This is a genomic window from Hydrosulfovibrio ferrireducens (assembly GCF_046883345.1).
Lineage (GTDB): Bacteria > Desulfobacterota > Desulfobulbia > Desulfobulbales > Desulfurivibrionaceae > Thiovibrio > Thiovibrio ferrireducens.
This window is the reverse complement of the sequence record NZ_JALKCW010000022.1, coordinates 1-26,302: the sequence shown is the minus strand read 5'-3', so window position 1 is coordinate 26,302 and position 26,302 is coordinate 1. Positions and strand designations below refer to the sequence as shown.

Genomic DNA, 26,302 nt, shown 5'->3' with positions numbered 1-26,302 from the left:
TGGTCCGGTTGGCCAACCTGCTTTTTTTATAGGGAACGGCCCGTAGCGGGCTTGTCCCCGGCCACGGCAACGAACAGCGCACCGCAGGCAAGGCGCACGGGAGAACGATGGATACCAGAATAGAAGCCCTGCTTGAGGCGATGAAAAAACTTGAGCAAGAGGTCCTGGAGGAGATAGAGAAGAAGGAGGCGGAGTTTTATTATCGCGTGGTCGGCCGCAAGGTCCGTTTCGAGGCGGAGGTAAAAAAACAACACCGGGCTCTCATGCAGCGGGTGTCGCGTTACCTGTCCGAGGCCCCCCTGCTCACTATCCTCACCGTGCCGTTCATCTGGTTCATTCTGATTCCGGCCCTGTTTCTGGACCTCTCGGTCACGGTGTTCCAGGCGGTTTGCTTCCGGGTTTACGGCATCCCCAGGGTTAAAAGGCGGCGCTACATCGTCGTCGACCGCCAGTCCCTGGCCTATCTCAACCTGATCGAGAAGCTCAACTGCATGTACTGCGGCTATGTCAACGGGTTGATCGCCTATGTCCGGGAGATTGGCGGCCGCACCGAACAGTATTGGTGTCCGATCAAGCATGCCCGGCGGATTGCCTCCATGCACAGCCGTTATGGGAAATTCCTGGAATACGGCGATGCCGAGAGCTACCGGAACCGTTTGGAGGAGATCCGTCGGGATTTCAGAGACCTGGAGGGAAAATAATGAGCAGGGGCGCGGTGAGCTGGGCAGCGATCTATCTGGCGGCTTTGGTTTGGTCCGCCATTGAGCCGAAGGATTTCTACACCTGGTTTCTCGAGGTGCTCCCAGCCCTGATCGGGGCTGGAGTGCTCGTTGCCACCCGCCGCCGCTTCCCGCTGACCCCCCTGGTCTACATCCTGATCCTGATCCATTGCCTGATTCTGATGCAAGGCGGGCATTACACCTACGCGGAAGAGCCTTTTTTCAACTGGCTCAAGGAGGTGTTCGGCTGGCCGCGCAACAACTACGACAAGGTGGGTCATTTTGCCCAGGGCTTTATCCCGGCCATGGTGACCAGGGAGATCCTGCTCCGCAAGGGGGTGGTCAGCGGGCGCGGCTGGCTCAGTTTTCTGGTGGTCTGCGTCTGTTTGGCGATCAGCGCCTTCTACGAATTGCTGGAGTGGTGGGTGGCAGTGCTTTCCGGCACCGGAGCCGATGCTTTTCTCGCCACCCAGGGGTATATTTGGGATACCCAGTCGGACATGGGGCTGGCCCTGCTGGGCGCCATCGTGGCCCTGCTCCTGCTGGGAAAAATACATGACCGGCAGATGGTGAAGCTGGGGGGGTTGGGATGAACTGCGATCGTTGCCATCAAGCGATGGAGCCCGGGGAAGAAGCGATGTTGCACGGTCAGGCGCTCTGCGAGGATTGTTACATGGATGCCTTTTCTCCAACCCGGACCTGCGACCCATGGGCGGTGCGCAGCGCCCAGCATTGCAAGGACAGCTTTGGCAGCGCCGCCGTAAGTGCGGAGCAGGCCAAGATCATCGATATCCTCAAGGAAACGGGCGGGGCTGACATCGCGTTTTTGTCTCAACGGCTGGGGACCGCGCCTGCGGATATCCAGCGGGAGATGGCCGCTCTGCGTCACATGGAAAAGGTGCGCGGCGCATTGCAGGACGGGAAAAAGATTTTTTGTCTCTGGTAAGCGCTGGTCAATGCATGCAAAAAAAGGAAACGGAAATGGTTACAGCGATTATTGTGATGAATGTTGAGCGGGGGAAGATCAACGAGGTGGCGGAAGCGCTCGCGGACATGGAGGGCATTTCCGAGGTGTATTCCGTCAGCGGCAGCCACGATCTGGTGGCCATTGCCAGGGTGGCGAGCAACGAAATGCTCTCGGCCTTGGTGACCCGGCAGATGCAGAAACTGGAGTCCATTCAAAAAACAGAAACCATGCTCGCCCTCCAGACTTACTCCCGCCATGCCCTGGAGAGCATGTTTTCCATCGGCTCGGACGGCGCCTGATTTCCGGGCAGGGCGTTGAAAAAAGCCGTCCCGGCTTTTTTCAACGCCCTGCTAGAGCTGAAGGGGTTGCCAGTCCCGCCCCTGGGACTCGGCCACCAGCCGGTTGGTGAGCGCGCCTTGGTATGTGGTTATGCCCCGGAACAGGGGTGGATCGTCCTTGGCTGCCTGGGCAAACCCCTTGTCGGCCATGGCCAGGGCATAAGGCAGGGTGGCGTTGGTCAGGGCAAAGGTGGAGGTACGCGGCACCGCGCCGGGCATGTTGGCCACGCAATAGTGGATGATCCCGTCCACCTCGTAGACCGGAGCGGAGTGAAAGGTGGGGCGCGAGGTTTCGGCGCAGCCGCCCTGGTCGATGGCTACGTCCACAATCACCGCGCCCTTTGGCATCAGGGAAAGCATCTCCCGGCTGATCAATCTCGGCGCCCGGCCTCCCACCACCAGCACCGCCCCCACCACCAGATCGGCCTTGGCAAGCTCCTCCTCGATGGTATGTTGGTTGATGGCCAGGGTTCGCACCCTGCCCCGGAAGAGGGTGTCCAGTTCCGCCAATTTGGGCAGGTTGCGGCCCAGCATGGCAACCTCCGCGCCCAGACCCATGGCCATCTGCGCCGCATTGACCGCCACGGTGCCGCTCCCCAGGATGGTGACATGACCCGGCGGTACGCCGGGCACCCCGGCCAGCAGCACCCCTCGTCCGCCCGCCTCCTTTTCCAGAAAATGGGCCCCCACCTGGATGGCCATGCGTCCGGCCACTTGGCTCATCGGCGCAAGGAGCGGCAAAAAACCGTTGTCGAGCTGCACCGTCTCGTAGGCCACCCCGGTTACCCTGGCGTCGAGCAGCGCCTGGGTCAATTCCGGCAGCGGGGCCAGGTGGAGATAGGTGTAGAGAATCAGGCCGGGTTTGAGCAGGGGATATTCCGGGGCCAGCGGCTCCTTGACCTTCATGACCAGATCGGCCTGGGTCCAGACCTCGGCGGCCGTGGCCGCGATTATGGCCCCAACCGCCCTGTATCCACCATCGTCAATGCCACTGCCCTCGCCCGCCCCCTGCTCAACCAGCACCGTATGCCCAGCCAGCACCAGGGACTTGACCCCGGAGGGTACGATCCCCACCCGGAACTCCTTTTCCTTGATCTCCTTGGGTACGCCGATGATCATGGGGCCTTCTCCTCAGACATGGTTTCTCAGCTTCAGCTCCACGGGATGCGGCTGCAGATAATACTGGCCGGCCAGATATGCTTCGTTGTATTTGCGCACGTAATGGTTGAGCAGGGTAAGCGGCACCAGCAGGGGCACATATTCCCGGTGGTACTGGTCGATCAGTTCGAGAAGCTCGGCTTTTTCCGCGGGGGAGAGCACCTTTTTGAAGTAGCCCATCAGGTGGAGGAGCACGTTGACCTGCTTTTTCACCGTGGGTTTGCAGGCCAGCGCGGTCATCAACCCCTTTTCGTAGTCGGCAAAGAGCGCTTCGGCGGGGTATTGCTTTGCCTGGGCCACGAATCTGCCCAAGGCGCGGTAGTGCGTTTCGCTGTGGGAAAAGAGCAGGAGCTTGTGGCGGGTATGGAACTCGATCAGGCTGCCCAGCCGCTGGTGGGCGGCAGCCTCCCGCCAGCGGCGGAGGACGAAGATCCGGGTGATGAAGTTCTCCCGCAAGGCCGGGTCGTGGAGGCGGCCTTCATCCTCCACCGGCAGCAGGGGAAAATGGTCCATGAAGGCCCGGGCAAAGAGGCCGACCCCCTTATGTTGGGGGGCGCCGGTGGAGGATTCGCTGTAGACCTTGACCCGCTCCATGCCGCTGGTGGGCGAACGGCTTTTGAAAATGAAGCCGCAGAGGTTTTCCGTTTCCAACTCGTGGACCCGTTTTTGGCACCAACTCTCCATCCGTTCGGTCAGGTCGATTTTGCTCTGGATGGTAATCAGCCTCGGCTTGGCAGGGTCACCCACCAAGCGCATGGGTTCGCGGGGTACGCCCAGGCCGCATTCCGCCTCCGGGCAGACCGGCAGGAACTCGACAAACCGGGCCAGGGTTTCCATAAGATACGGGTCGCGGGTATGGCCGCCGTCGTAGCGGACCTTCCGGCCGGTGAGGCAGGCGCTGATTCCGATTGTGATTGGGGTGTCCATGGAGGTATTGTAGCATGAAAAATAAGGAGAACAAAAGATGTCTCAGGGATTCAGACTTGGTGACTTCACGATCCGCTGGCTGCAGGGCGGGGAGTTCGAGATCGACGGCGGCTCCATGTTCGGGGTGGTGCCCCGGGTGTTGTGGGAGAAAAAATGCGCCTCCACTCCGGATAACCATGTGCTGCTGGCAAATTCGCCCATGCTGCTGCAAACGGGCCAGTCCAATGTGCTCATCGACACGGGTCTGGGCAACAAGCTGACACCCAAGCAGAGGGGGATTTTCCGGGTGCGGGCTGAATGGGATCTTGTTGCCGGCCTGTCCCGGCTTGGGCTCTGCCGCGACTCCATCAGCCACGTCATCCTCACCCACGGCGATTTCGACCATGCCGGCGGGGTCACCATGCTCAACGATAGCGGCGGGTTGGAGCTGACCTTTCCCGCGGCCATGTACTACCTGCAGCGCCAGGAATGGGAGGATGTGCTGGCCCCCAACATTCGCTCGGCCAGCGCCTACTGGCCGGAGAATTTCGCGGGGTTGGTCGCGGGGAAAAACCTGCATCTGGTCGAGGGCGAGGAGGAAATTCTGCCGGGGGTGCGGTTGGCGCGGACCGGCGGCCATACCAGGGGGCATCAGGCCGTCTGGCTCGAATCAGGAGGGCAAATCGCTCTGCATCTGGGAGATCTGCTGCCCATGCCCTGCAACAGCAACCCGCTCTGGATCACGGCCTACGACAACTTTCCCCTTGATTCCGTCGCGGCCAAGGAGCGGTTTCTGGGGCAGGCGGGTGCCAAGGATGCCTGGTTTCTTTTCTATCATGATCCGAAAATCCTGGCCTGCAAGCTCGATGGGGATGGCGCGGTTCGGGAAGCCTTTTATGGCAGCCAAAATCCATTGGCCGCCACCGAATCGTGCTTGAAAACTATCCCGCAATTCTGATTTTCGCTTCTGGTTAAGCCCTTTACTTGATGGCTTCTTCAAGAGCCACCGCGACCGCAACGGAGGCCCCGACCATGGGGTTGTTTCCCATGCCGAGAAATCCCATCATTTCCACATGGGCCGGCACGGAGGATGAGCCGGCGAATTGGGCGTCGGAGTGCATCCGCCCCATGGTGTCGGTCATGCCGTAGGAGGCGGGGCCGGAGCCCATGTTGTCCGGATGCAGGGTGCGACCGGTGCCGCCCCCCGATGCCACGGAGAAGTACTTCTTCCCCCGTTCCAGACACTCCTTCTTGTAGGTGCCAGCCACCGGGTGCTGGAAACGGGTGGGATTGGTGGAGTTGCCGGTGATGGAAACATCCACCCCTTCATGGTGGTTGATCGCTACCCCTTCCCGGACATCGTCCGCACCAAAACACCGAACCTTGGCCTTTTCCCCCTTGGAGTAAGCCACTTCACGCACGATTGCCAACGTTCCTGCGCCATAGTCGAATTGCGTCTGTACATATGTGAAGCCATTGATGCGGGAGATGATCTGGGCCGCGTCCTTGCCGAGTCCGTTCAGGATGACACGCAACGGCTCCTTGCGGGCTTTGTTGGCCGAGCGGGCAAGGCCGATGGCCCCTTCGGCGGCAGCAAACGATTCATGGCCAGCCAGGAAGGCGAAACACTTCGTCTCTTCCAAAAGCAGCATGGAGGCCAGATTACCGTGACCAAGGCCGACTTTGCGATCTTCCGCCACGGAGCCGGGGATGCAGAAGGCCTGGAGCCCCTCGCCCAGCGTCCGGGCAATGTCCACCGCCTTGGTCTCTCCCTTTTTCAGGGCGATTGCCGCACCGAGAATATACGCCCAACAGGCGTTCTCGAAACAGATCGGCTGGATGGACTTGACGATGCCATACACATCCACCCCCTTTTTTTCGCACAGCGCGCGGGCCTCTTCCAGTGAGGTCAAGCCATACTGGGCCAGCACGGGGGTGATTTTTCCAATTCTTCGTTCGTAACTTTCAAACAGGGCCATATCTAAAGTCCTCCCGCTTATTCGTGACGTGGATTGATGGTGCGAGTGGCTTCATCAAAGCGGCCGTAGCTTGCCGTCGCCTTGCCCAGAGCCTCGTTGGCGTCAATGCCCTTGTGGATCATCTCCATCATCTTGCCCAGATGAACAAACTCGTAGCCGATGACCTCATCGTTATCGTCCAGGGCTAGACGTGTTACATATCCTTCGGCCATTTCCAGATAGCGCACCCCCTTGGCCAAAGTGCCGTACATGGTCCCGACCTGGCTGCGCATGCCCTTGCCCAAATCTTCCAACCCGGCGCCGATGGGGAGCCCCCCTTCCGAAAAGGCGGTCTGGGACCGGCCATAAACGATTTGCAAGAACAGCTCCCGCATGGCGGTATTGATGGCATCGCACACCAGATCAGTGTTGAGCGCTTCCAGGATGGTCTTGCCCGGCAGAATCTCCGCTGCCATGGCTGCCGAATGGGTCATGCCCGAGCAGCCGATGGTCTCCACCAGCGCTTCTTCAATAAGGCCATCCTTGATGTTGAGGGTGAGTTTGCAGGCACCCTGCTGCGGGGCGCACCAGCCCACGCCATGGGTCAGCCCGGCGATATCCTTGATCTCTTTGGCCAGTGTCCAGCGTCCCTCCTGCGGAATCGGCGCTGGGCCGTGATTCGCGCCTTTGGCCACGCAGGTCATTTTTTCCACTTCCGCCGCGTAGAGCATTAACGACCTCCTTGTTGGTTATTCATTTTCATGCCGGTGAGTGTAACGGATCACCGTGGCTTTCTCCAGGGTGATCATGCCGCTTTCCATGATGGCATCCACCTTGGGCATGATTGCATCAATTTTCTCCTGGCTTTCCACAACCTCCACCACCATCGGCATATCGGCCGAGAGCTCAAGGAGCTTGTGAGTGTGATAAATTCGGTGAGCCCCGAAGCCGATCACGCCTTTCAAAACGGTGGCTCCGGCAAAACCCTCGGCGAGAAAAAGTTCTACGAGCACCTCGTAGAGGGGGCGGTGGCCGTGCATCTTGGCCTCCCCCACAAAAATCCGCATCAGAACTTTTTCCCCAATAAATTTGGACATGGATGGCTCCTCCTATGCTATTTGCCGGGCAACAAGAATTCCGAGCCAGGTGAATGTGAGGCATACCGCCACACTGGCCAGGATATTGAGAAATGCCGTGATAATCTGGCCATCTTCCATCAGCGTGAACGTTTCATAGCTGAAAGTGGAAAAGGTGGTCAACCCTCCCATAAAACCGATCGTAAGGCCGATGCGCAGATTTGGCGAAATGAGGGTACTCCGTAAGCCATATTCTATCACCAAACCGATGAGAAAGGCGCCGACAATGTTGACTGCAAATGTGCCATAGGGAAAGTCCCGTCCCAAAGGGGCATAGACCCAACTTGACAGATAATATCGGGCGAGGCAGCCCAACGCCCCGAATCCCGCGATGAAGGCAGCGGTTGTCATGTTCGCACCTCATGAAGAATACATCTGCTCTTGTTCGTTCTGCCCATGGAACACATCAAAATGAAGAACAACAGTGCGGAAAGGCTTGCCGTGGCCGCACCGAAGTAAAAGGTTGCCGCTGGCGAGACGCGATCCCACAATACTCCGCCGATCAGGCTGGCCGGGAACATGGCCAACCCTACAGTTGCAGCATAGACCCCGAAAGCGGTTGCCTTGAAATCGGGAGGAATGATGGTGGCCAGAAACGCCTTTTGAATCCCTTCGGTAAATCCCATGAACAGACCGTAGAGCCCGAACAGCAACCAGATGGTTTCCGTATTCCTGGCGACCGCAAAACCGTAATACAATCCGGCGAAGAGCACGAAGCCCAAGAGGATGATTCTCTTCCTGCCGAACCGATCCGCCGCCATCCCTGCCGGAATCGCCGACAAGGAATAAACAAGATTGAAGACCAGATAGACCGCCGGAATCATCACCGTCGGGATGCCGATCTGCTCTGCCCGTAGGATCAGAAAGGCGTCACTGGAATTGCCGAGGGCGAAGAGGGTCGCGATGATAAGGAAAAATTTCACCTTCCAGTCAAAATGGCGCCAACGCAGCGTTGGCCGTTCTGCATGGGGCGCGGGGCGCTTCTTCTTTTCTTTGACAAAGAGGATGATCAGGGCCACCGCTATGACGCCTGGTATCATGGAGAGCCAAAAGACCAAGCGGTAGTCGTTGCTGAAAAGTCCCAAAAGCGAGAGGGTGATGGCCGGGCCGACCACTGCCCCCAAGGTGTCCATGGAACGGTGGAAGCTGAAGGCCCTGCCCAGGTGGGTTGTTTGGGCGGATTCGGCAATGATCGCATCCCGTGGCGCGGTGCGGATTCCTTTGCCGACCCGGTCGGTAAAGCGTGAGGCCAAGACGTGCTGCCAGGCCCCGGCCAAGGCGATGATCGGACGGCTCAAAGTGGAAATGGTGTAGCCGATAACCATCAGGCCTTTGCGTTGCCCGTGTCGGTCGGAAAACCAGCCGGAAAAGACCTTGAGCAGGCTGGCCGTCGATTCGGCAAGCCCTTCGATCAGGCCGATCATGGACTTATTGACCCCGAGCACGTTGGCCAGGAAGAGCGGCACCAGCGGGTAGATCATTTCGGAACTCACATCCATGAAAAAGCTGACCAGTCCCGTAACAAAGACATTCCTGCTGAAGCCGAAATAGGTTTTTTCTTTTTCCAATGGGGCTTCCTCAATGTGGGGACATAAAAAAACTCCTACCCTTGGTTCAAGAGTAGGAGTCATTAGCTTCGTCGGGGAAGCGCTCAAAGGCGAACTCCATCGCCATTATTTCGAGTAAGACTAGATCATGATTCTCGTATTGTCAACTGTTAAGGGGGGTATCTTTTTGGTTGCCGCGCCACCATGGAGGACACTTTCACGCGGTTGCCATTCGCCTTGTTTTGGGTGAAGAAAGAAGTTCACAAAGGGATACAGCGTATTCCTCAGACTACAGAGATTGCGTGATGCTCGGATAAAATATTACGGCCAAAGGAGCAGTTCGTTCAACACCGTGGCCTGACGGGATTTTTGGGGGACATAATCGAGGAGCAGGCTGGCATCGCGTAGGTTGGGCACCTCCAGCAGTGCCAGCACTTCGGTCCGTCCTTTTTTGGTTGGCGGCTGGCGCAGGTGATGGACCAAGGCTTCGGCCAGCGAAGCGAAACTCTCGGGGGTTGCTGGGTTGGCCGAAGCGGGAAGGCATTCGCGGCTGATCAGCGAGAGGGCGTGGGAGCCAAGGAGTTCGCCCGCGTTGGCGGGTAAGGGAATCCTCCCCTGCTCTTTTGTGGCGTATTTTCTCGCAAGCAGTTCAAATTGGCGGCCCGGCGTATCGATGAACACACTGGGCCAGATGATCTCCGTGTGCGGGGCGGGAAGCGGGCTGAAATGGTTGAAGCCGCGCAGACGCATCTCGGCAACCACCTGTTCGTGGCGAAGCCACAGGGCGGGAAGATGGTCTTGCCAACGGAGGGTTTCCGGGTGGCGGGAATACCCCTTTTTGTGTTGGCTGAGAACGGTGTGGATGGCATGGATTTCCCGGTGTTCGCCCAACAGGCTTTGTCTGTTGAGAAATCCGGGATGAATGTCCCAAACCCGCATGCCTTGCTCCAATGAATTTTTTCTTGTTGATCCTGGCAAAAGGGGGTAACACATCCGCTCTTTACCACAGGATATCGAACGCGGGAGTTGCAGGAACATGGCTGAAAAACTAAAAATTCTGATTGCCGAAGACGAAGAGGTCACCCGTCATCTTTTTCAGATCGCCTTCCGGGACGAGGAACGGTTTGAATCCCGGCAGGTCACCAACGGAGAGGAGGCCCTGGTCGCCTTTAAAAGCTGGCAACCAGATATTGTCTTGATAGATATCATGATGCCGCAGATGAACGGCTTTGAAACCCTCCAGACCATCCGACAGACCCTGAACGACACAACCACCACGGTGATCATGGTCAGCGCAGTCACCGACAAGCAGGACATCGTGGCCTGCGCCAAACTCGGCATCCAGGGCTATGTGCTCAAGCCCTTTCAGGCAAAGACCCTGGCCGAGACCGTGGTCGGGTATCACCGCCAGCACAAAAAAGTCAAAAAACTTTCCTAGAGCGGCAGGATCTGCACCTCTTCCCGCACCGGATGGGCGCCCTGTAAAAACAGACCCTTTCGCCCGTCAATGCTGATCGGGTCGCCGAAACGGATCTCGCGGCCATTGATCTCGCAGCGCTCTTCCGCCTCGTACACCTTCAGGGCGTTGCAGCCCACGACACAGGTTTTTTCCAGCCGGATGGTGACCACCGCCGCATGCGAGGTCTGGCCGCCGCGCGCGGTGAGCAGACCATCGGCCATGGCGATCTCCTTGATATCCTCGGGCACGGTGTCCTGGCGGATGAGGATCAGCGGGGTAGCGGGGTCTTCCTCCTTGAGCTGCCGGATATTGGCCGCGGTGAACACGGCGCGGCCCGAGAGGGCGCTGCCGGAAACGCCGATGCCGGAGCCGAGCAACGCCTTATCCAATGCCTTGCCCTCGGTGAACACCGCGAATTTTTCCCGTTTCTTGATGGTGATCATATCCCTGGTTTGGAGCAGAAAGAGGTTTTCTTCCTCCGGACCTTCAAAGGTAAACTCGATCTCCTGGGGGTTCCAGCGCTTTTCATAGACCAGCTCCCGGGCAATACCGAGCAGCCGTTCGTACACCTTGGGGAATCTTGTTTCCAGGCTGTTTTCCTCGGGCCGGCCGTCCAGTTCCGCCTGCTCCACCGAGATGGGCTGGGTGGCGACTAAGCCGCTGACGATATCCTCGCCCTGGTCGCCCGTGGCATAATCGCCCCACAGGGCCACCCGGCTCACCTTGCGGTAGGGGTGGGCGGTGAAGAGCACGCCGCTGCCCGATTCCGGCCCCAGATTGCCGTAAACCATGGCCTGGACGATGACCGCCGTGCCCCAGGCCTCGGAAACATCCATCAATCCCCGGTATTCCTGGGTTTTCTGCGCATACCACGAGTTGAGCACCAGCTCCACCGCGCCGGTGAGCTGCTGCCAGGGATCGGCCGGAATGCAGATGCCGGCCTCGCGGATCTTCTCCTGGTACTCCAGGGCCAGCTCCCGCATTTGGGTGGCGGAAAAATCCTTTTTCACCGCGACGCCGTAACGGGTCTTGGCCTCGTTCATCTGGGTCTGGAAAATCTCGCGCTCCATGCCTTCGGCCATGGCCCAGGACTGGAGAAAGCGCCGGTAGTTGTCCCAAGCCAGATAGTCGATCTGACAAGACGGCGGATACCCCTGGCCGGAAGATCCGGCAAACCCCTGACTGATCTCCTCGCTCAGTCCCACGTTGTGGATGGTGGCCATCATCCCCGGCATGGAGATCGCGGCGCCGCTGCGCACGGAAAGGAGCAGCGGATTGGCCGGATCGCCGAAGCGCCGGCCGGTCTTTTTTTCCATTTCAGTCAGGGATTTTTTGATCTGGCCCATGAACTCGTCGCGGGCCTTGTAAAACCCCTTGATCACCGGCCAGCAGCGGAAGATCTCCGTGGTGATGATAAAGCCGGGGGGCACGGGTTTGTCGTCCGTGGCCAGCACGGTCAGGTTGAAGCCTTTGTTGCCCAAGAGGATCAGGTTGTTGGTGTGGTGGTTCTTGAGGTGCAGGTTGCTCAAGGCCCGGTCCGGGTTGTAGGTCATCAGCAGGTCGAGATCCTCTTCGCTCAGGATCTCCTTCTGGTGCTCCAGGGTTTGGTAGATGCGGGTGATGAAGTTGTCCAGATGCTGGAGGCCGAAGGTGGTGGCGATGAGATCCCGCATGAAGGTTTCTGAAAGCCTCAGGATGCTGGCCGGCAGATCGTCCGCCTCCCAGAGCGAGCGGTGTTTGGGCAGCAGGTTGGCCTCGCCGATCTTGGGGATGATGATGGAAAGGTTGTTCTCGTGGATGTTGGTGTAATAGGTGTAGATGATGTCCTTCACCCCCTCGGTGAAGCCCCGGAAGATGTCGAGGTACTGGGTGTAGGAGAAGCGTTTGATGTTAAACGAGCTGGTCAGGAGCGACATGTAGGTTTCCAGCCGCCGGCTGGTGATGCCGTCGATCTTCAGGGCCCGCAGATAGAGGCGCAAACATTTGATGATCCGGATAAAGGTGGCCCGGGTGATGAAGGCGAGGTTGACGGTCTCGGGCAGTTTTTCCAGATAGACGTTGGCCAGGTTTTCCAAGCGGAAGGTGAGGCCGAGGGCGTCGAATTTCTTCTCCCGGTAGCGGCCGTAGACCGAGGGGATGTCCACGGCGATGTGGCGTTTGTAGTAGATATCCTCCTTGGCCTCGAATTTCTCCGGGCTCTGGATGGTTTCCTTGAGCTGTTCCAGGGTGTCGAGCAGCGCCTCCAGGCACTGGAAGGTGTCGCAGATCTCCAGATCGCCCAGCAACTGCTCCATTTCCGGAAAACCGCTTTTGGCCGCGAGATGGAGCTGTTGCCGGATCTCCTGCACGCCGAGGTTGTACTTCTGGTGGCAGAGCTGGTACATCTCGACCATCAGGGTGAAGCGGCGGATCTCTTCGGATTTGAGCCCCTGCTGAGAGGCCAGCCAGGTGTCGCGGCGGTGGTCGTCCCAGGTCAGCAGCTCCTCGATCCGGGTGATGGGGCCATCATGGCCCAGCACCCGGCCCATCAGGGCGTGGAGATCGTCGACAAATGGCCCCTGGTTCGAGACCTCCGCGAGCACCTCCTCGGGCAGATAGGGCGCCAGGGTGGCTTTGTCCAGGGTCTGCCAGAACCTAAAGATCGCCTCGATGAAATCGACGATCAGGTTGCTCGACTCCACATGGCTCTGTTTGCGCAGGAAATGGATGAGCCGGTCCTTGCGGCGGTGCATCTCGTCGAGTTCGGTGGACACATCGCGGAGCTGCCCTTCCGCCCCGATTTCATTGAAAAAAACCGGCATCAACTTGGTGAACTGCTTGGCCAGGTTGTAGATGGGCTCGATGGGGTGGTTCAAGAGCTGGGTGATGTCGCGCTGGAAGAGGTCGGTGTCCTTGACGCAGGTGCCCGAGAGCTTGAGATTGATGATCAGGGCGGAAAACAGGGTGGAGCACCATTTGGGCTCCTGCATGATCAGGCTGAGCCAGACCCGGATGTTGTCCAGGTGGGCCGGGTTGGTGATGGGCTGCCAGTCGTCGTTGAGGCCCTGGAAATTGGCGTACTGAAAGCCGAAGCGCACGGTTTCAAAGAGGAAGGTTTCCACCAGCCGGCTGTTGCCGCGATGGAACACCTCGCTTCCCAGAACCTGGATGCATTGCAGCGAGGTGTGCGGGTATTTTTTGACATTGGCCTTGAGGAGCTGGAGTGTGGTGAGCAGGAAGCGCTCGATCTCCTCGAAGGTCTGCTGGCGGATGAGCTGGACCAGGCTCCGGTTGATCTCGCGCAGGGTTTCCTCGTGAATCAGTCCCAACCCCGCCGTATCCATGATCCGGAAAAGAAAGAGCAGCTTGCGGTTCTCGGCAAAGCGGTCCACGGCCAGTTCTTCGGTGACGGTCTCCTCTCCGAGCCGGTCCGGCGCCTCTTTGTAGAGGCGGATGATGTCCATGTGGTTGGGCAGGGCAAGCATGGCGCCCAAAGCGCCGGGGGCTGCCGGATCAAGCTGGGTGACGGTGGCGAGATGTTCGTTCAGCCGCTGATGGGAGATGGCGTTGAACAGGGTGCCGGAGCGCCAGCCCATGCAGAGATCGCCGCATTGCGCGGTAAACCAGGCGAGGGGGTCTTCCTCGTCCAGCCAGTACCGGTAGTTGAGGGTCAGAACCCGCTGCAGAAGCCGGGCGGCGCTTGTCTCGCCGCGGCAGCCGGGAGCGGCAAGGCACAACCCGTGCAGCCGGGCCAGGATCTTGCCCAGGGGATGGTGGCCTTGGACCAAAAAGAGCAGAATCTCGTCGTCCAGCGCGTGGAGTCGCTCAAAACACGCAGCCAGGGCGGTTTGATAGCGCGGCAGGCTGTCGGCGGCAAGCAGGGAGGTCTGTTTGTCCAGGTAGGCCAGCAACCCTTCCATGGCCGTGGCCAGCAGCGGTTCGTTCTTGCGGCAATCCTCCACCGCCTTGAGGAATATTCCGCAGAAAAGGGGGAAGGCCTGGGGCCCCTGCTCGTGCCGGAAATAATGGTCGATATTCTTGAGAACAAAGGAACGGAGCCGGGGCAGGATCATCTTCCAGTTGCGGAACGGATGGCTGACCTCATAGAGCAGGGTTTCCAGGGTTGTGCTTATCCCCCGGTAGTTGTTGACGATCTCAAGGAGCGGCAGCAGCGCCTCATCGATGGTCACCGAATCCACCGCGGTTTCAAGGAGGTTGGCCTTGAGCGCGTCCGATTCGAGTTCCGGCGGGGTGTGGTCGGTGGTCATGGCAATCCTGAGTAACTCAAAAGATTACAGCATAGAGCGGCGCGGAAGGCGTGAACCGTTCCAGTCGTGTCATGGTGCCACGAGGCGAGAACAGAGCAGGTCCGGGCCGCAACGCTAACTCCCCGACCTGCTCTGTGGAGGCCTGTTATTTCTTTGCGGGCTTTTTGGCGGCAGCTTTCACAGCCTTTGCCGGTGCTTTTTTTGCAGCAGGCTTGGCAGCCGGTTTTTTGGCTGCAGCCTTTGCGGCGGGCTTGGCCGCAACTTTCTTGGCGGGAGCCTTTGCTGTGGTTTTTGCAGCAGGCTTTGCTGTGGTTTTCTTGACTGCTTTTTTGGGGGATGCAGCGCTGGCGGCAGAAGTTTTTGGTTTGGCCGCTGTTTTTTTAGCGGCCGCAGCCTTTGCAGGCTTACTCGTTGTGACCTTGGCTGTAACCTTTGCAGCAACCTTTGCTGCGGGCTTGGTTGCTGTTTTTTTGGTCGTCGATGGTTTTGCAGGCTTACTTGTCGCAACTTTTCCAGGAACCTTGGCCTTTGGCATTCGTACTTCCTCCCTTGATTTTAATAACAAACAGCTAGTTGTAGGTCGGGTAGAGCAAAGCGAAACCCGACTTCGTCTAGGGTTCAAAAGGGGTCGGAACCCCTTTTGCCCGTGCTTCATCACCCAGAAATCTTCGCCGTTCGTGGGTCACGGCGGTAAAGAAAAAAGCCGCTCCTTTTGTTCTCGACCGCCGGTATGGCATGATTTACCTTCTGCGCTGGAGCTATTGCGTCGGGTTTCGCTTTGTTCTACCCGACCTTGCGACTCTATTTACAGTCAAAATCCCACTGACAGGTACGAATCCATGTTACGCATCGTTCGCCCTCATAGACTTGGCACTCTTTCCAGCAGCGCATGCAGCCCGGCATTTTCCGCGCGCTTTCCTTGTTCGGCGCCTGAATCCTTAAATCTTCCACGAACCGTGCCACTTCCTTTCCGTTTTGGTCCACGATAGCCTTCCCGTCGCGGGAAATCATGAGTTCTACCGTGGCAACTTCACGCTGCTCTTTTGCACTCTTCGGTTCGGCGGCAGCGGCGGACATGCCAGAAAAAAGGATCAGGAGTATCGCCGTTGTTGCGGTGTGAATACCCAGCATCTTGAAATGCATGATTTCCTCCTTTGGGATTATAGCGGTTTTTGGCTCTCCATCAGCAAAATCAAATCCAGCACCCGGTTGGAGTAGCCCCATTCGTTGTCGTACCAGGAGAGCACCTTGACCGAGGTGCCGATCACCTTGGTGGACAGGGCGTCCACCACCGAGGAGTGCGGGTTGCCCTGGTAGTCGATGGAGACCAGGGGCTCTTCGGAATAGCCGAGATACCGGTTGGCCGCTTCTTTCAGGGCCTGATTCACCTCCGGCACCGTGGTCGCCCTTTCCACCTCCATGACCGCATCCACCAGGGAGACGTTGGGGGTGGGCACCCGCACGGCCAGGCCGTCGAACTTGCCTTTCAGCTCGGGGATCACCAGGGAGACCGCGGCCGCGGCCCCGGTTTTGGTGGGGATCATGGAGAGCGCCGCGGCCCGGGCGCGACGCAGGTCGCTGTGCGGAAAATCCAGGATGGACTGGTCGTTGGTGTAGGAGTGGACCGTGGTCATCAACCCGGTCTTGATGCCGAAGCGGTCGAGGATGACCTTGACCATGGGGGCCAGGCAGTTGGTGGTGCAGGAGGCGTTGGAGATAATGTGGTCTTCGGTGGGGTTGTATTCGTCTTCGTTGACCCCCATGACGATGGTCTTGACCTTGCCCTTGGCCGGGGCGGAGATCACCACCTTTTTCGCGCCGGCTTCGAGGTGCAGGGCTGCCTTATCGCTATCCGTGAAGAGCCCGGTGGATTCGACCACGTACTCGACCCCAAGCTTGCCCCAGGGAATGTCGGCGGGATTGCGATGGCTGAAGATTTTGACCTGACGACCGTTGACGGCGATGCCATCCTCGGAGGAGGTCACGCTTTTATCGTACACTCCCATGATCGAGTCGTACTTGAGCAGGTGGGCCAGGGTGGCGTTGTTGGTCAGGTCGTTGATGGCGACGACTTCGATATCACCAAAGAGCGGATCTTTATCGATGGCCCGAAAGATGTTGCGGCCGATGCGGCCAAAACCGTTGATGCCTATTCGTATCGCCATGCCAATCTCCTTGTGTGTGTAACTGTCCAGCAGCACCGCACCTGCTTTGTCATCGACCAGCTCATGTGCAATAGCACACTTCGCAGGCTTCTTCCGCGCATCTGCGGCACTGTTGAACAGTTACGGTCCGTGGTTTTTCCAACTTCCCGGCTCCAAGCCGGACATTTTTTTCTGTCGTTTTTCCAGAAGGCGCGGAATTATTGTACCTGCGAAACTGCTTCGTGATAAAGCGATAAATAATGGGTCAGCACTTTATCCCAGGTGTAGGTGTCGTGAATCGTTTTGACGGCGGCCTGCTGCATGGCCTGGATTTTTTTGGGATTGTCCCGGAAGGTCTGCATCGCTTTCTGCATTGCGCCCATCAGGGCGGCGGATTTGTGCTCCGGATAGGCAAAGCCGGTTTCCCCGTCTTTCACTTTGACCAACCCGCCGATGTGGTGGACGATGGGCAGGTTGCCGAAGAGTTGGGCGATATAGTCGGTAAGGCCGCACGGCTCGTAGCGGGAGGGGATGAGAAAAAAGTCCCCCGCAGCGTAGATGCGGGTGGCAAGCTGCTGGTCGTAGCCCCTGAGCAGGCAGATGCGGCCGAGGTTTTTGCGGGAAGCGGCCAGGCCGGACAGGGCCGTCTCGATTTCCTTGCTGCCCGAGCCCTGGATCAGGACCTGGAAGTTCTGGTCCGAGGGCAGCAGGGTTTCCAGCGCCCCCAGCAGCTTGTCCACCCCCTTTTGGGCGGAAAAGCGGCCGACAAAGGTGAACAGCGGGATGCCGGGCCGGTCGTCCAGGGTGCCGGTCTGGCGGACCGTTTTGAGGCTGCGTTGGGCCAGATCCTTGAGCAGGCTCCGGCGGCATTTCGCCTTGCCCGCCAGGTCGCCGCTGGCCGGGTCAAAGGCGGCGGCAAGACCCAGGGGTTTTGGTTTGGCCGGGTCAAAATCCGCCGGGTTGATGCCGTTGGTCACGCCCTTGAGCACCACGCCCCGGGCCAGGAGCCGGTGGCCGAGCATGCCGGTCAGCGCGTCGTCGTCGGTTTCCCGCAGCTCCCGGGCATAGTTTTCGCTCACCGTGTTCATCACCGCATAGGTCGAGGCGGCGAGAAACGGGTCGAATTTGCCGTCCAGCAGATTGGCGGTGATCAGGGAGCTTGGCAGACCGGTGATCGCCTCGGCAAAGGGCAGGTCGCCCACCTCCTGGTGGTAGCCGGTCCCGGCGTTGTGGATGGTCACCACGCAGCCGGTTTCAGCAAAGTAATGGCGCCATCCTTCCGTTTCGCGGAGCATGGCCGGGAGGATGGCGGTGTGGCCGTCGTGGCAGTGGATGATATCGGGGTGTTCGTCCAAGCGGATCATCAGGGCCGCCGCCGCTTTTTGCAGCAGGACGTTCATGGCGAAGTAGTCGAAATGGCCCGAGCCCTGGCGGTGGAAAGGGTCCAGGGCTTCGTCCTCGGCGGTATAGGTGTAGACGCTCTTTTTTTCCAGATAGCGGGCTGCGTCGATCAGGTAGAGGGCAAGTGCCCCTTTTTTTGCGGCCGGTTTTGCCGTTTTGGCGAAGACCCGCACATACTCCCGGCGCGGTTCCCCGGCATAGTCCATGTCGATGTCAAAACCCAGATCCAGGGGGGTAAAGCCCAGCGGACCAGGGTCCATGAAGCCATAGAGCGGCAGGACCACGCTGACCTTGCGGCCCGAGCGCGCCAGGGCCTCGGCCAGTTGCCGGGCCACATCCTTGACCCCGCCGGCCCCGGCCAGGCCGTCGTATTCGCGGGTCAGCATCCAAACATTGTTGATTTTTTTGTAATGGCGGGACTCAGGGGCCATGACTTCTCCGATTAAAATGGGGCTGTGTGCTTATGTGAGAGCAGGATTCATTATTGCGGGATTTCGCCCGGAAGAGGCGGCTCTGGCTCGCGATCAGTTCCTGTTTCTTTTTTATACCGATCATAGGAGATCTGTTCTTGTAAAGCGATCTCCGCCGGATGTTGTTCCATCCGCTCGCGCATCTTGAGCCCTTCGTAAATATGTTCGTACACCTGCTCTTTTGATGAACAACCGGCGGAGAAAATTACAAGAAAAAGGCCTATGAGCAGGGAGAGATGTTTCATGGATTTCCCGTTGCGTGAGCGCGGTGCTCAGGCGATGGCCTTCTGCCGGAGCAGATGATCGGCCAGGCACAGGGCAACCATGGCCTCGCAGACCGGGATGATCCGGGGAATGGCGGAGATGTCGTGCCGGCCGCCGATGCTGACCGTGACCGGCTCGTGGGCCAGGTTGATGGTTTGCTGCTCCTTGCCGATGGAGGGGATGGGCTTGACCGCCACCCGGGCCACGATGGCATCGCCGTTGGAGATTCCGGCCAGGATGCCGCCGCTGTTGTTGGAGGCAAACCCCTCGGGGAGGATAACATCGTTGTTTTCCGAGCCCCGCATCCCGGCGGCAGCAAAGCCCGCACCGATCTCCACCCCCTTGACCGCGCCGATGGACATCAGTGCTCCTGCCAGGGCCGCGTCGAGTTTTTCAAACACCGGCTCGCCCAACCCCGCGGGACAGCCGGTGGCGAGAATCTCGACAATGCCGCCCAGGGTGTCGCCCTCTTTGCGCACCGTCTCGATATGGCCAACCATTTTGGCGGCGGCCTCGTTGTCCGGGCAGAACAACGGGTTATCGTTGATTTCGCTCAGATTGCGTTTGTCGGTGGTGATCCCGCCCAGGGACACGGTGTAGGCTGTAACCGTGATGCCGTGCAGGCTGAGGAGTTTTTTCGCCACTGCCCCGGCTGCTACGCGCCCTGCGGTTTCCCGGGCCGAGGCCCGGCCGCCGCCCCGGTGGTCGCGGATCCCGTACTTGGCGAGATAGCTGATGTCGCCATGCCCCGGCCGGAAGATATCCTTGAGATTGTCGTAGGATTTGCTGTGGGCGTCTTTGTTGAAGATCGCCAGGGCAATGGGGGTGCCGGTGGTTTTTCCCTCAAAGACTCCGGAGAGGATCTCCACTGCGTCCGGTTCCTTTCTGGGGCTGGCCGCAGGGCCCCCCTTGCCGGGCCGCCTGCGGTCCAGCTCCGCCTGGATATCCTGGGCAGTGAGCGGCAGCCCGGGGGGGCATCCGTCCAAGGTGGCGCCTACGGCCGTGCCGTGGGATTCGCCCCAGGTGGTTACGCGAAAAAGAGAGCCAAAGGTATTTCCAGCCATTATTTACACCTAACAGAATATGGGGTCCTTGGGGAGCGAGGCTTCTACCTCGCGAAGAAACGCGTCGTCTCCCAGGGCCGTTTCAATGATATGCACGATTTCACCCGCGGTTTTGTTGCTGGTGTCCACGGCAAGGTGCGAACCTTTTTCATAGAGCGGATCCCGCTCGGCCAGCACCTGGGCCACCTCGACATAGAGGTCCGAGTCGGTGAGCGTGGGCCGCTGCTCCGTACTGTTTGCATCCTCGGCCAGCCTGCGGCAGATGGTGTCGATATCCGCCGTGAGCCAGACGGTGAGGCCGGTCTGCCGCAAGAGGTTCCAGATATCCTGATGGAGGATCGCCCCGCCGCCGGTGGAAATGATCGCGTCTTTGCGGCAGACCATTTCGGCCAGCAGGTCGCGCTCCAGGAGGCGGAACTGCCCCCACCCGTGCTGGGCGACGATTTGCCGGATGGACTGCCCTGCCCTGGCCACGAGCATCTCGTCCATATCGATGAAATCGAGGTGCAGGTGTTCGGCCAGCGTCAAACCCACCAGGGTCTTGCCGGTGGCCCGGTAGCCGGTGAGGATTATTTTTCTCCGCGGTGTGAACATATAGAGAATTTACGGGAAGATAGGGGGGGTGTCAAGCGCGGCCGCTCTTTCTTTTCCGTGATAGACCGCGAAGCAGGAAAAAGCACAAGGGTTTTGTCGGGCATGGTTTTCAGAATCAGGGCAATGCGGATATCTCGTTTTCACTTAATATCCTGAAATACAACGACATTTCAATTTTTTCACGAAATAGGACAAAAAAGGTTTGACAGTCTTCCGTGCAAATGATAACTTTTATCAAACACGAAACGATTGTCCTTACGGATTCCTTTTACGATGGAGATATCTCATGGGTGAAAACTGCTGCGGTTGTTTACAGGTTGGTCAGAATGTCCCCGATTTTACCATGGAAACCTACGAGCCGACCGATTACGGGTTCGGCACCACTTCCCTGGAAAAGCTGAAAAAGGCCGGCAAGTGGACCGTCCTGGTTTTCTATCCCGCTGATTTTACCTTTGTCTGCTCCACTGAATTAGGCGATCTGGCCGACGAGTACGACAATATCAGGGCAGCGGGCGGTGAGGTGATCACGGTGAGCACCGATACCGTTTACACCCATCTCGCCTGGAAACGGGAAGAGAAATTCCTGGAAAACGCCAAATACCCCATGGCCGCCGACCCCACCGGCGCCGTGGCCAAGTTGTTCGGGGTCTATGACTACACCACGGGGCTTGCCCTGCGCGGCACCTTTCTCATCAGCCCGGAGGGCAAGCTGGTGGCCTCCGAGGTGAATTTTTACAACGTCGGCCGCAGCGCCAAGGAACTCTTGCGGAAACTCAAGGCCAGCGTCTATGTGGCCGCCCATCCCGCCGAGGCGTGCCCGGCCCGCTGGGAAGCAGGCGACAAGACCCTGACCCCCGGTCCGAAACTGGTGGGGCATGTGTACGACGCCCTGAAGTAATCCCGTCGCAATCGCGGATCGCGCGATTGCGCAAACACGGAACACCCTCTCCTCCGCTGCACTCCCAGCACAGGAGGAGAGTTGCTTTCTTCCTCTCTCCCCTTGAAGCCCCCTTTCCCCCCTCCCTGGGAAAGGGGGCTTTCTTTTTCCGCTGACTTCAAGGGGTATTATTCCCGTGCATCCCTGTCCAGAGGCCCAGGAAAAAATGGCGGGCATTGGCGCCCAGCGAACGGGTCCGGTAGCCGCCTTCCTGCACGATCAGCGTGGGCAACCGCAGGGTGCCGAGCATCCGGCCGTTTTCCTCAAAATCAGCGGCCATGAGCGACCAGGTTCCGGTGGGGTCTTTTTTGGCCGGGTCAAGCCCCAGCGCCACCACGAGAAAATGCGGCTTAAAGGCGCGGATCCGCTTGAGCGCCCGGGCAAGCACCGGCCGGTAGCCAGAGCCCTCCAGCGTTTCCGGTAAAGGGTAGTTGCGATTAAATCCCCTCCCTGCTCCCTCCCCCACCTCTTCGCGGAAACCGGAAAAATAGGGATAGGCAAAGCTGGGATGCCCGTGGATGGAAAGGGTCAGCACATCATTGCGGTGATAAAAGATATCCTGGGTGCCGTTGCCGTGGTGATAATCGATGTCAAGCACCGCCACCCTGCCCTCGCGGCTTAAATAGTTGGCGGCGATGGCAGCCGAATTGAAGTAGCAGAAACCGCCGAACACCCGGCTTTCGGCATGGTGCCCCGGTGGCCTGACCAGGGCGTAGGTAAGGCGGTAGCCTTTTTCCAGAAGCTGAGCCGCGGTCAGGGCGCAGTCCACCGCGCCCTTGGCCGCCCTGTAGGCATTGTGGTTCAGGGGGGTGAAGGTGTCGATGCAGTAGTAGCCTGCCCGCACCGGCAGATCCTTGGGCGGCTTGGTCGCGTTGCGGATGGGAAAGACATAGGGGTACACCGATTTCCCGGGCTCAAGACCGGTGCAGACCTGATTGAGGTAATCGACGAATTTCGGGTCATGGACTTTTTTGATGTGCCGCTCGGAAAAATGGCGCGCCGGCAGCCGCTCGAACAGGCCGGTGGGCTCTATCCCCTTGAGGATGGAGGCAATGCGCACCGGCGCTTCCACGTAGCCCCGTTCGCGGACATGGTGGATATCGTGCTTTTCGTTGACGATGAGGCCGATCAATTTTTCCAGCGACTTGGTGTGGTACACCCGAATCGGCTCTTTCTTGATATACCGGGGGGGGCGGCGCTCCACCGGGTCGTCGCGGAAGGAATCCACCACCATGTCGATATAGCCCGCGGGGCAATCCTTGCCGTATTTGCGGATGAGGATGGCGCGCACCACCTGGCGGGCCCTTTCCCTGGCAAGGGGCTTGCCGGAGCCGAGATCGTCGTACACCAGATAGGGCGGGCAATCGTACTCCGACTTGAGCGGGGTTTCGTAGGTTGTATTGATGATGGGCAAGGCGCCGTAGCGCTCGTAGAACCGGAGCCGGGCCCGGCTCTGCTTCACCGCGGCCGGGTCGCGGCAGATCTTCGGGTCGTCGGGCAGGCACTCCATGAAGATTCCGTCTGTGGCAAGGGAGCGGGCCTCCTCCCGCACCCGGGCGTACAGGGCGCCGCCGATGCCGCTGGCCGCGGCCTTGGGGTCCACCGAGATGAAGTCCAGAAAGCAGAAGGAAAGGTCCGGGGCATGGTTGAGCAGGGCAAACCCCTTGACCCGGGGCTTCATGTCGTCGGCAACGAAGAGGATGGTGCGGAAGCGGTATTTCAGGGGGTTCGAAAGCTTTTGAGCCAGGCTGTTGATCTCGTTTTCCGAGACCGCCGAAAACTGGCTGCGCAGGATTTGCTGCACCTGATCGATGGTCTCGCGATCGATGGCCAGGGTGTCGTCGTAGATCCGGCGAATGCGAAACATGGTGGGCTCACTTAAAAAGAGAGAAAGAAACAGGTCCGCGACATAGATTCAAAGGCATAAAAGTGTAACTGTTGTAATCGCGGTTTGAGCGATTTCAACAAACAGGATGGCCTCGTAACAAATCGAAATGTGCTTTAAACAGGTGCTTCGACAGGCTCAACACGAACGGAATATCAATCGTTAAGACAACATCCGGTCGGCCTGAGCTTGTCGAAGGGCTGTTGTTACGAGGACATTCAGATCTCCTTGAGGTAGATCACCTTGTCGTCGCCGTCCCGGTAAAAATCATGGAGCACGCAGGCCACCTGGTAGCCGTTTTTCTCGTAAAAGCTCCGCGCCCGATCATAGCCCGGCGTGGAGGAGGTGTCCACGTAAACCTTGGCCGACCCCTGTGCGCGCAGGTCTCTCTCCATCCGGGCAAGCAGCCGCCGACCCACCCCTTGCCTGCCCAGGGCCGGAGCCACTGCCACCCAGTACAGGTCGAAGCGGCGGTCGGTCATGGGGATTTCGCCGTAGCAGATAAAACCCACCACCCCCTGCCCCTCGCGTATTGCCACCAGGATGGAATAATCGTTTTTGGCCGGGTCCAGGGTGTCGTCGATGACCTCGATGGCCACCTCGACCTCCTGGGCGTTGAAATTATCTTGCTGCTCCACCAGGCTCAGGAGTTGGGCGCGGTCTTGGGGTTCAATGGGCCGGATGGTGATCATAGGGCGAGCCGCAGGGAAACCAGCCGGAGGAATTCTCCGATCATCTCCGTGTAGCCCATCCCGTTGTGGGCCACGGCGGCGGGAAACCCGGCGTCCGGACTCAGGCAGGGATTGGCGTTGATTTCCAGGATGGCGAGACGTCCTTGCGCATCAAGGCGCAGGTCCACCCTGGCGTAATCGCGCAGGCCAAAAAGTCCGAAGCATTCCTGGGCCATATGGCGCATGGTGTACTGCAAGGATTCGGGCAGGGTATCCGGAAAAATTCGCGGGCAATGGTGGTACTCAAAGGAATCCTCGTCCCATTTGGCCTTGTAACTCACGATCCGGTGCAGGTCGGCGGGAAATTCGGAAAAATCGATCTCCGCCAGGGGCATGACCCGGGGCTGGGGATAGCCGAAGAGCGAGACATTGAACTCCCTTCCCGCGACATACTCCTCCACCAGAATGGCGCCGTACCGGCCGTAGAGTTCTTCCAGCCGGGGCAGCAGGTCAATGCTGTTTTCCACCACTGATTCTTGCTCGATGCCGATGGAGGCATCCTGGAAGCGAGGCTTGAGGATCACCGGGAAATGGAGCCCGGCGGGCCGCAGCACCTCGGCGCCCTCGTAGAGGAAAAAGGGCGGAGTACGAAGGCCGGAGGCGGAGAGCAGCCGTTTCACCGTGAGCTTGTCCGTGGAGAGCAGCAGCGCCATGGCCGAGGAGCCGGTGAAGGGGATCCCCAGCAGTTCAAGGACCGCGGCCGGATGGCCGATGAGGAGCGGGTCTTCGTCCACCGACTCGCAGAGGTTGAAGGCGATGTCGATCCTTGCCGCCTGCACCTGACTGACAAAGCGGGACAGATCGCGGGTAAAGGGGATGCGCACCCGAGGCTGCCCCAGCTCGGCGAGCGCAGCCTCGATGGCCTCCACCTGGGCCAGGATATCGGCGGAGGATTCCCAGTTCGGGTCGCCTTTGGGGATCGGCTCGTTGTGGATGATCCCGACCGTGAGGTGCTTCATGGTTCAAGCCCGAGCCTGGCAATGGCGGCGGTCACGATTTCGGCGAGCAGCTCCTGGTAGGAGATCCCGTATTTGGTGGCGATGATGCAGAGGTCGGAATGCTCGGGGTGCAGCCCGGCCAGGGGGTTGACCTCGATGAAATTCGGGATGCCGTTGGCGTCGGAGCGCAGATCGACCCGGCCGCCGTCCCGGCAGGCCAGCCCGTGCCAGGCGGCCAAGGCGGTTGCTTCCGCCTGCCGGGCTTCCGGGTCGTCCACCTTGCGGTATTCCACCAGCTCTTCGCAGAACTCCTTGTTGTGATACGAATAGACCTCCGGCTCGGAATGCGGCAGCAGGATTACCTCCATGATCCCGATGGAACGGGCTGCCGGGCCGTTGCCCACGATGCCCACGGTGAACTCCCTCCCCGGCAGGAACGCCTCCACCAGCACCGGCTGACGATAGATTTCTAAAAGCTCCGCGCAGACCGCGTGCAATTGCCCGCTATTGCTGATCTTGGAGGCCGGGGTAACGCCCTTGCCGGTGCCCTCGGCCACGGGTTTGGCAAAGACCGGATAGGGCAGAGCCACCGCAGCCACGTCCGCCATGGACTGCACCACCGCAAAGGCGGGGGTAGGGATGCCGAGATCCCGGACCACATGTTTGCTCATTCCCTTGTGCAGGGTAAGGGCCAGGACCAGGGGATCGGAAAAGACGTAGGGAATCCGGTGCGCCTCCAGCAGGGCGGGCACCAGGGCTTCCCGGCCAAAGCCGTACAGCCCTTCACAGATATTAAAGACCAGATCCCACCGCTCGCCGGCCAAAAGCCGGGGCATGAGGCCCATGAAATTGCCGATGGGCACCGTCTCGTGGCCCATGTTTCGCAGGGCGGCGTCAATGGCCGCGATGGTGGATTCCCGGTCGAACTCGGCGGTTTCCTCTTCCCCGTACCCTGCGGCCAGATAGTCGCTCCGCAGGTCGTAGGTCATTCCAATCAGCATATGGGTTTTTCCTTGGTTACAGGGCAGTTAGCAAAAGGCGAGCAAGTTCCCTTGTATGTCCGTTTCCAAGGGGACTTTGTTAAGATTATAAACAACAGTTAAGTTTTTTTGGTTTCGGTGCGGCAGCTCGTAATTCCCTTGGGACACCAAGCCCGTGGGGGAGCAAGGAGCGTCGCATCGTATCTCACTAACAACCCGAACGGTTGCTTGGGCAAATAAGCCCGTATTTTTGCAAGGATGGGTATGAGCGAGAAATATGTGGAATCATTTGTTGGCATCGATATTTCCAAAAACACTTTAGCAGGCTGTTGAAAAACTCATCAAATATCGAGACTTTTTAATCCGCTCAATGTATTCTGTAACCAGTTAGGATAACTCATAAACATTGAGGAAAACATGCGCGGAACCGACACCCACCAACAGATGTTGTTCAGCTAT

The 26,302-nt window shown here is 59.1% G+C and carries 27 protein-coding genes and 1 riboswitch; of the genes, 7 read left to right on the top strand and 20 right to left on the bottom strand.

The window, feature by feature from the left end:
• Positions 1-107: 107 nt before the first annotated feature.
• Genes MWR57_RS10290 through MWR57_RS10275 form a run of 4 tightly spaced genes read left to right on the top strand, consistent with a single transcriptional unit; the run spans position 108 to position 1,985 of the window.
• Positions 108-701: a hypothetical protein gene (locus tag MWR57_RS10290; RefSeq protein ID WP_423124730.1), complete on the top strand. Its 594-nt coding sequence runs from the start codon at positions 108-110 to the stop codon at positions 699-701.
• Positions 701-1,312, top strand: coding sequence for a DUF2238 domain-containing protein (locus MWR57_RS10285; protein WP_423124729.1), 612 nt, complete (start codon positions 701-703; stop codon positions 1,310-1,312). The genes MWR57_RS10290 and MWR57_RS10285 overlap by 1 nt, the downstream gene beginning before the upstream one ends.
• A complete protein-coding gene (locus MWR57_RS10280) occupies positions 1,309-1,665 on the top strand; it encodes a hypothetical protein (protein ID WP_423124728.1) in 357 nt (118 codons plus the stop codon). The genes MWR57_RS10285 and MWR57_RS10280 overlap by 4 nt, the downstream gene beginning before the upstream one ends.
• Before the next feature lie 35 nt (positions 1,666-1,700).
• Positions 1,701-1,985: an Lrp/AsnC family transcriptional regulator gene (locus MWR57_RS10275; RefSeq protein ID WP_423124727.1), complete on the top strand. Its 285-nt coding sequence runs from the start codon at positions 1,701-1,703 to the stop codon at positions 1,983-1,985.
• A gap of 51 nt (positions 1,986-2,036) precedes the next feature.
• Here MWR57_RS10275 and ald read toward each other — a convergent pair whose 3' ends face one another.
• Both ald and MWR57_RS10265 read right to left on the bottom strand, forming a co-directional pair.
• A complete protein-coding gene (ald, locus tag MWR57_RS10270; protein WP_423124726.1) occupies positions 2,037-3,143 on the bottom strand; it encodes an alanine dehydrogenase in 1,107 nt (368 codons plus the stop codon).
• Positions 3,144-3,155: 12 nt separating this feature from the next.
• The gene (locus tag MWR57_RS10265) at positions 3,156-4,109 is read right to left on the bottom strand and encodes a YbgA family protein (RefSeq protein ID WP_423124725.1); all 954 of its coding nucleotides are present in this window, start codon (positions 4,107-4,109) and stop codon (positions 3,156-3,158) included.
• A gap of 37 nt (positions 4,110-4,146) precedes the next feature.
• Here MWR57_RS10265 and MWR57_RS10260 point away from each other — a divergent pair, with 37 nt between their 5' ends.
• Positions 4,147-5,046, top strand: a complete 900-nt coding sequence (locus MWR57_RS10260) for an MBL fold metallo-hydrolase (RefSeq protein WP_423124724.1) — start codon at positions 4,147-4,149, stop codon at positions 5,044-5,046.
• A 22-nt stretch (positions 5,047-5,068) separates the two neighbouring features.
• On the opposite strand, the gene MWR57_RS10255 is transcribed toward MWR57_RS10260, so the two are convergent.
• From MWR57_RS10255 to MWR57_RS10230, 6 genes are all read right to left on the bottom strand, one after another.
• Positions 5,069-6,067, bottom strand: a complete 999-nt coding sequence (locus MWR57_RS10255) for a GGGtGRT protein (RefSeq protein ID WP_423124723.1) — start codon at positions 6,065-6,067, stop codon at positions 5,069-5,071.
• 17 nt (positions 6,068-6,084) lie between these two features.
• Positions 6,085-6,777 carry an iron-sulfur cluster assembly scaffold protein gene (locus MWR57_RS10250; RefSeq protein ID WP_423124722.1) on the bottom strand — a complete coding sequence of 231 codons (693 nt, stop codon included), beginning with the start codon at positions 6,775-6,777 and terminating at the stop codon, positions 6,085-6,087.
• Positions 6,778-6,795: 18 nt separating this feature from the next.
• Entirely contained in the window at positions 6,796-7,143 is a 348-nt protein-coding gene (locus tag MWR57_RS10245; RefSeq protein WP_423124721.1) for a DUF190 domain-containing protein, read from the bottom strand.
• A gap of 12 nt (positions 7,144-7,155) precedes the next feature.
• Complete coding sequence (gene crcB, locus MWR57_RS10240; RefSeq protein WP_423124720.1) at positions 7,156-7,533, bottom strand: fluoride efflux transporter CrcB; 378 nt, start codon at positions 7,531-7,533, stop codon at positions 7,156-7,158.
• A complete protein-coding gene (locus MWR57_RS10235; protein WP_423124719.1) occupies positions 7,530-8,750 on the bottom strand; it encodes an MFS transporter in 1,221 nt (406 codons plus the stop codon). Before MWR57_RS10235 ends, crcB begins: the two co-directional genes overlap by 4 nt.
• 46 nt (positions 8,751-8,796) lie before the next feature.
• Positions 8,797-8,863: riboswitch (Fluoride riboswitch) on the bottom strand.
• Between the two features lie 187 nt (positions 8,864-9,050).
• Positions 9,051-9,668 (bottom strand): pyrimidine dimer DNA glycosylase/endonuclease V, encoded by a 618-nt coding sequence (locus MWR57_RS10230; RefSeq protein ID WP_423124718.1) that lies wholly within the window; start codon positions 9,666-9,668, stop codon positions 9,051-9,053.
• Between the two features lie 97 nt (positions 9,669-9,765).
• Between MWR57_RS10230 and MWR57_RS10225 the strand changes: the two genes are divergently transcribed.
• Complete coding sequence (locus tag MWR57_RS10225) at positions 9,766-10,167, top strand: response regulator (protein ID WP_423124717.1); 402 nt, start codon at positions 9,766-9,768, stop codon at positions 10,165-10,167.
• On the opposite strand, the gene MWR57_RS10220 is transcribed toward MWR57_RS10225, so the two are convergent.
• The 8 genes from MWR57_RS10220 to MWR57_RS10185 form a co-directional block, all read right to left on the bottom strand.
• A complete protein-coding gene (locus MWR57_RS10220; protein WP_423124716.1) occupies positions 10,164-14,435 on the bottom strand; it encodes a PEP/pyruvate-binding domain-containing protein in 4,272 nt (1,423 codons plus the stop codon). The genes MWR57_RS10225 and MWR57_RS10220 overlap by 4 nt on opposite strands.
• Positions 14,436-14,580: 145 nt before the next feature.
• Complete coding sequence (locus tag MWR57_RS10215) at positions 14,581-14,970, bottom strand: hypothetical protein (RefSeq protein ID WP_423124715.1); 390 nt, start codon at positions 14,968-14,970, stop codon at positions 14,581-14,583.
• Between the two features lie 266 nt (positions 14,971-15,236).
• Complete coding sequence (locus tag MWR57_RS10210; protein WP_423124714.1) at positions 15,237-15,578, bottom strand: hypothetical protein; 342 nt, start codon at positions 15,576-15,578, stop codon at positions 15,237-15,239.
• Positions 15,579-15,595: 17 nt separating this feature from the next.
• On the bottom strand, positions 15,596-16,600 hold the full coding sequence (gap, locus tag MWR57_RS10205) for a type I glyceraldehyde-3-phosphate dehydrogenase (RefSeq protein ID WP_423124713.1): 1,005 nt from the start codon (positions 16,598-16,600) through the stop codon (positions 15,596-15,598).
• 197 nt (positions 16,601-16,797) lie between these two features.
• Entirely contained in the window at positions 16,798-18,411 is a 1,614-nt protein-coding gene (locus tag MWR57_RS10200; RefSeq protein ID WP_423124712.1) for a glycogen synthase, read from the bottom strand.
• A 50-nt stretch (positions 18,412-18,461) separates the two neighbouring features.
• Complete coding sequence (locus MWR57_RS10195; RefSeq protein WP_423124711.1) at positions 18,462-18,695, bottom strand: hypothetical protein; 234 nt, start codon at positions 18,693-18,695, stop codon at positions 18,462-18,464.
• A gap of 27 nt (positions 18,696-18,722) precedes the next feature.
• Positions 18,723-19,778, bottom strand: a complete 1,056-nt coding sequence (aroC, locus tag MWR57_RS10190) for a chorismate synthase (RefSeq protein ID WP_423124710.1) — start codon at positions 19,776-19,778, stop codon at positions 18,723-18,725.
• 9 nt (positions 19,779-19,787) lie between these two features.
• Positions 19,788-20,372 (bottom strand): shikimate kinase, encoded by a 585-nt coding sequence (locus tag MWR57_RS10185; protein WP_423124709.1) that lies wholly within the window; start codon positions 20,370-20,372, stop codon positions 19,788-19,790.
• Positions 20,373-20,658: 286 nt separating this feature from the next.
• Between MWR57_RS10185 and MWR57_RS10180 the strand changes: the two genes are divergently transcribed.
• A complete protein-coding gene (locus MWR57_RS10180; protein ID WP_423124708.1) occupies positions 20,659-21,270 on the top strand; it encodes a peroxiredoxin in 612 nt (203 codons plus the stop codon).
• Between the two features lie 157 nt (positions 21,271-21,427).
• Here MWR57_RS10180 and MWR57_RS10175 read toward each other — a convergent pair whose 3' ends face one another.
• From MWR57_RS10175 to MWR57_RS10160, 4 genes are all read right to left on the bottom strand, one after another.
• Entirely contained in the window at positions 21,428-23,176 is a 1,749-nt protein-coding gene (locus MWR57_RS10175) for an acetylpolyamine amidohydrolase (protein WP_423124707.1), read from the bottom strand.
• A gap of 236 nt (positions 23,177-23,412) precedes the next feature.
• The gene (locus tag MWR57_RS10170) at positions 23,413-23,886 is read right to left on the bottom strand and encodes a GNAT family N-acetyltransferase (protein ID WP_423124706.1); all 474 of its coding nucleotides are present in this window, start codon (positions 23,884-23,886) and stop codon (positions 23,413-23,415) included.
• Entirely contained in the window at positions 23,883-24,884 is a 1,002-nt protein-coding gene (locus MWR57_RS10165; RefSeq protein ID WP_423124705.1) for a D-alanine--D-alanine ligase family protein, read from the bottom strand. Before MWR57_RS10165 ends, MWR57_RS10170 begins: the two co-directional genes overlap by 4 nt.
• On the bottom strand, positions 24,881-25,864 hold the full coding sequence (locus MWR57_RS10160) for a D-alanine--D-alanine ligase family protein (RefSeq protein ID WP_423124704.1): 984 nt from the start codon (positions 25,862-25,864) through the stop codon (positions 24,881-24,883). The genes MWR57_RS10165 and MWR57_RS10160 overlap by 4 nt, the downstream gene beginning before the upstream one ends.
• Between the last annotated feature and the right edge of the window lie 438 nt (positions 25,865-26,302).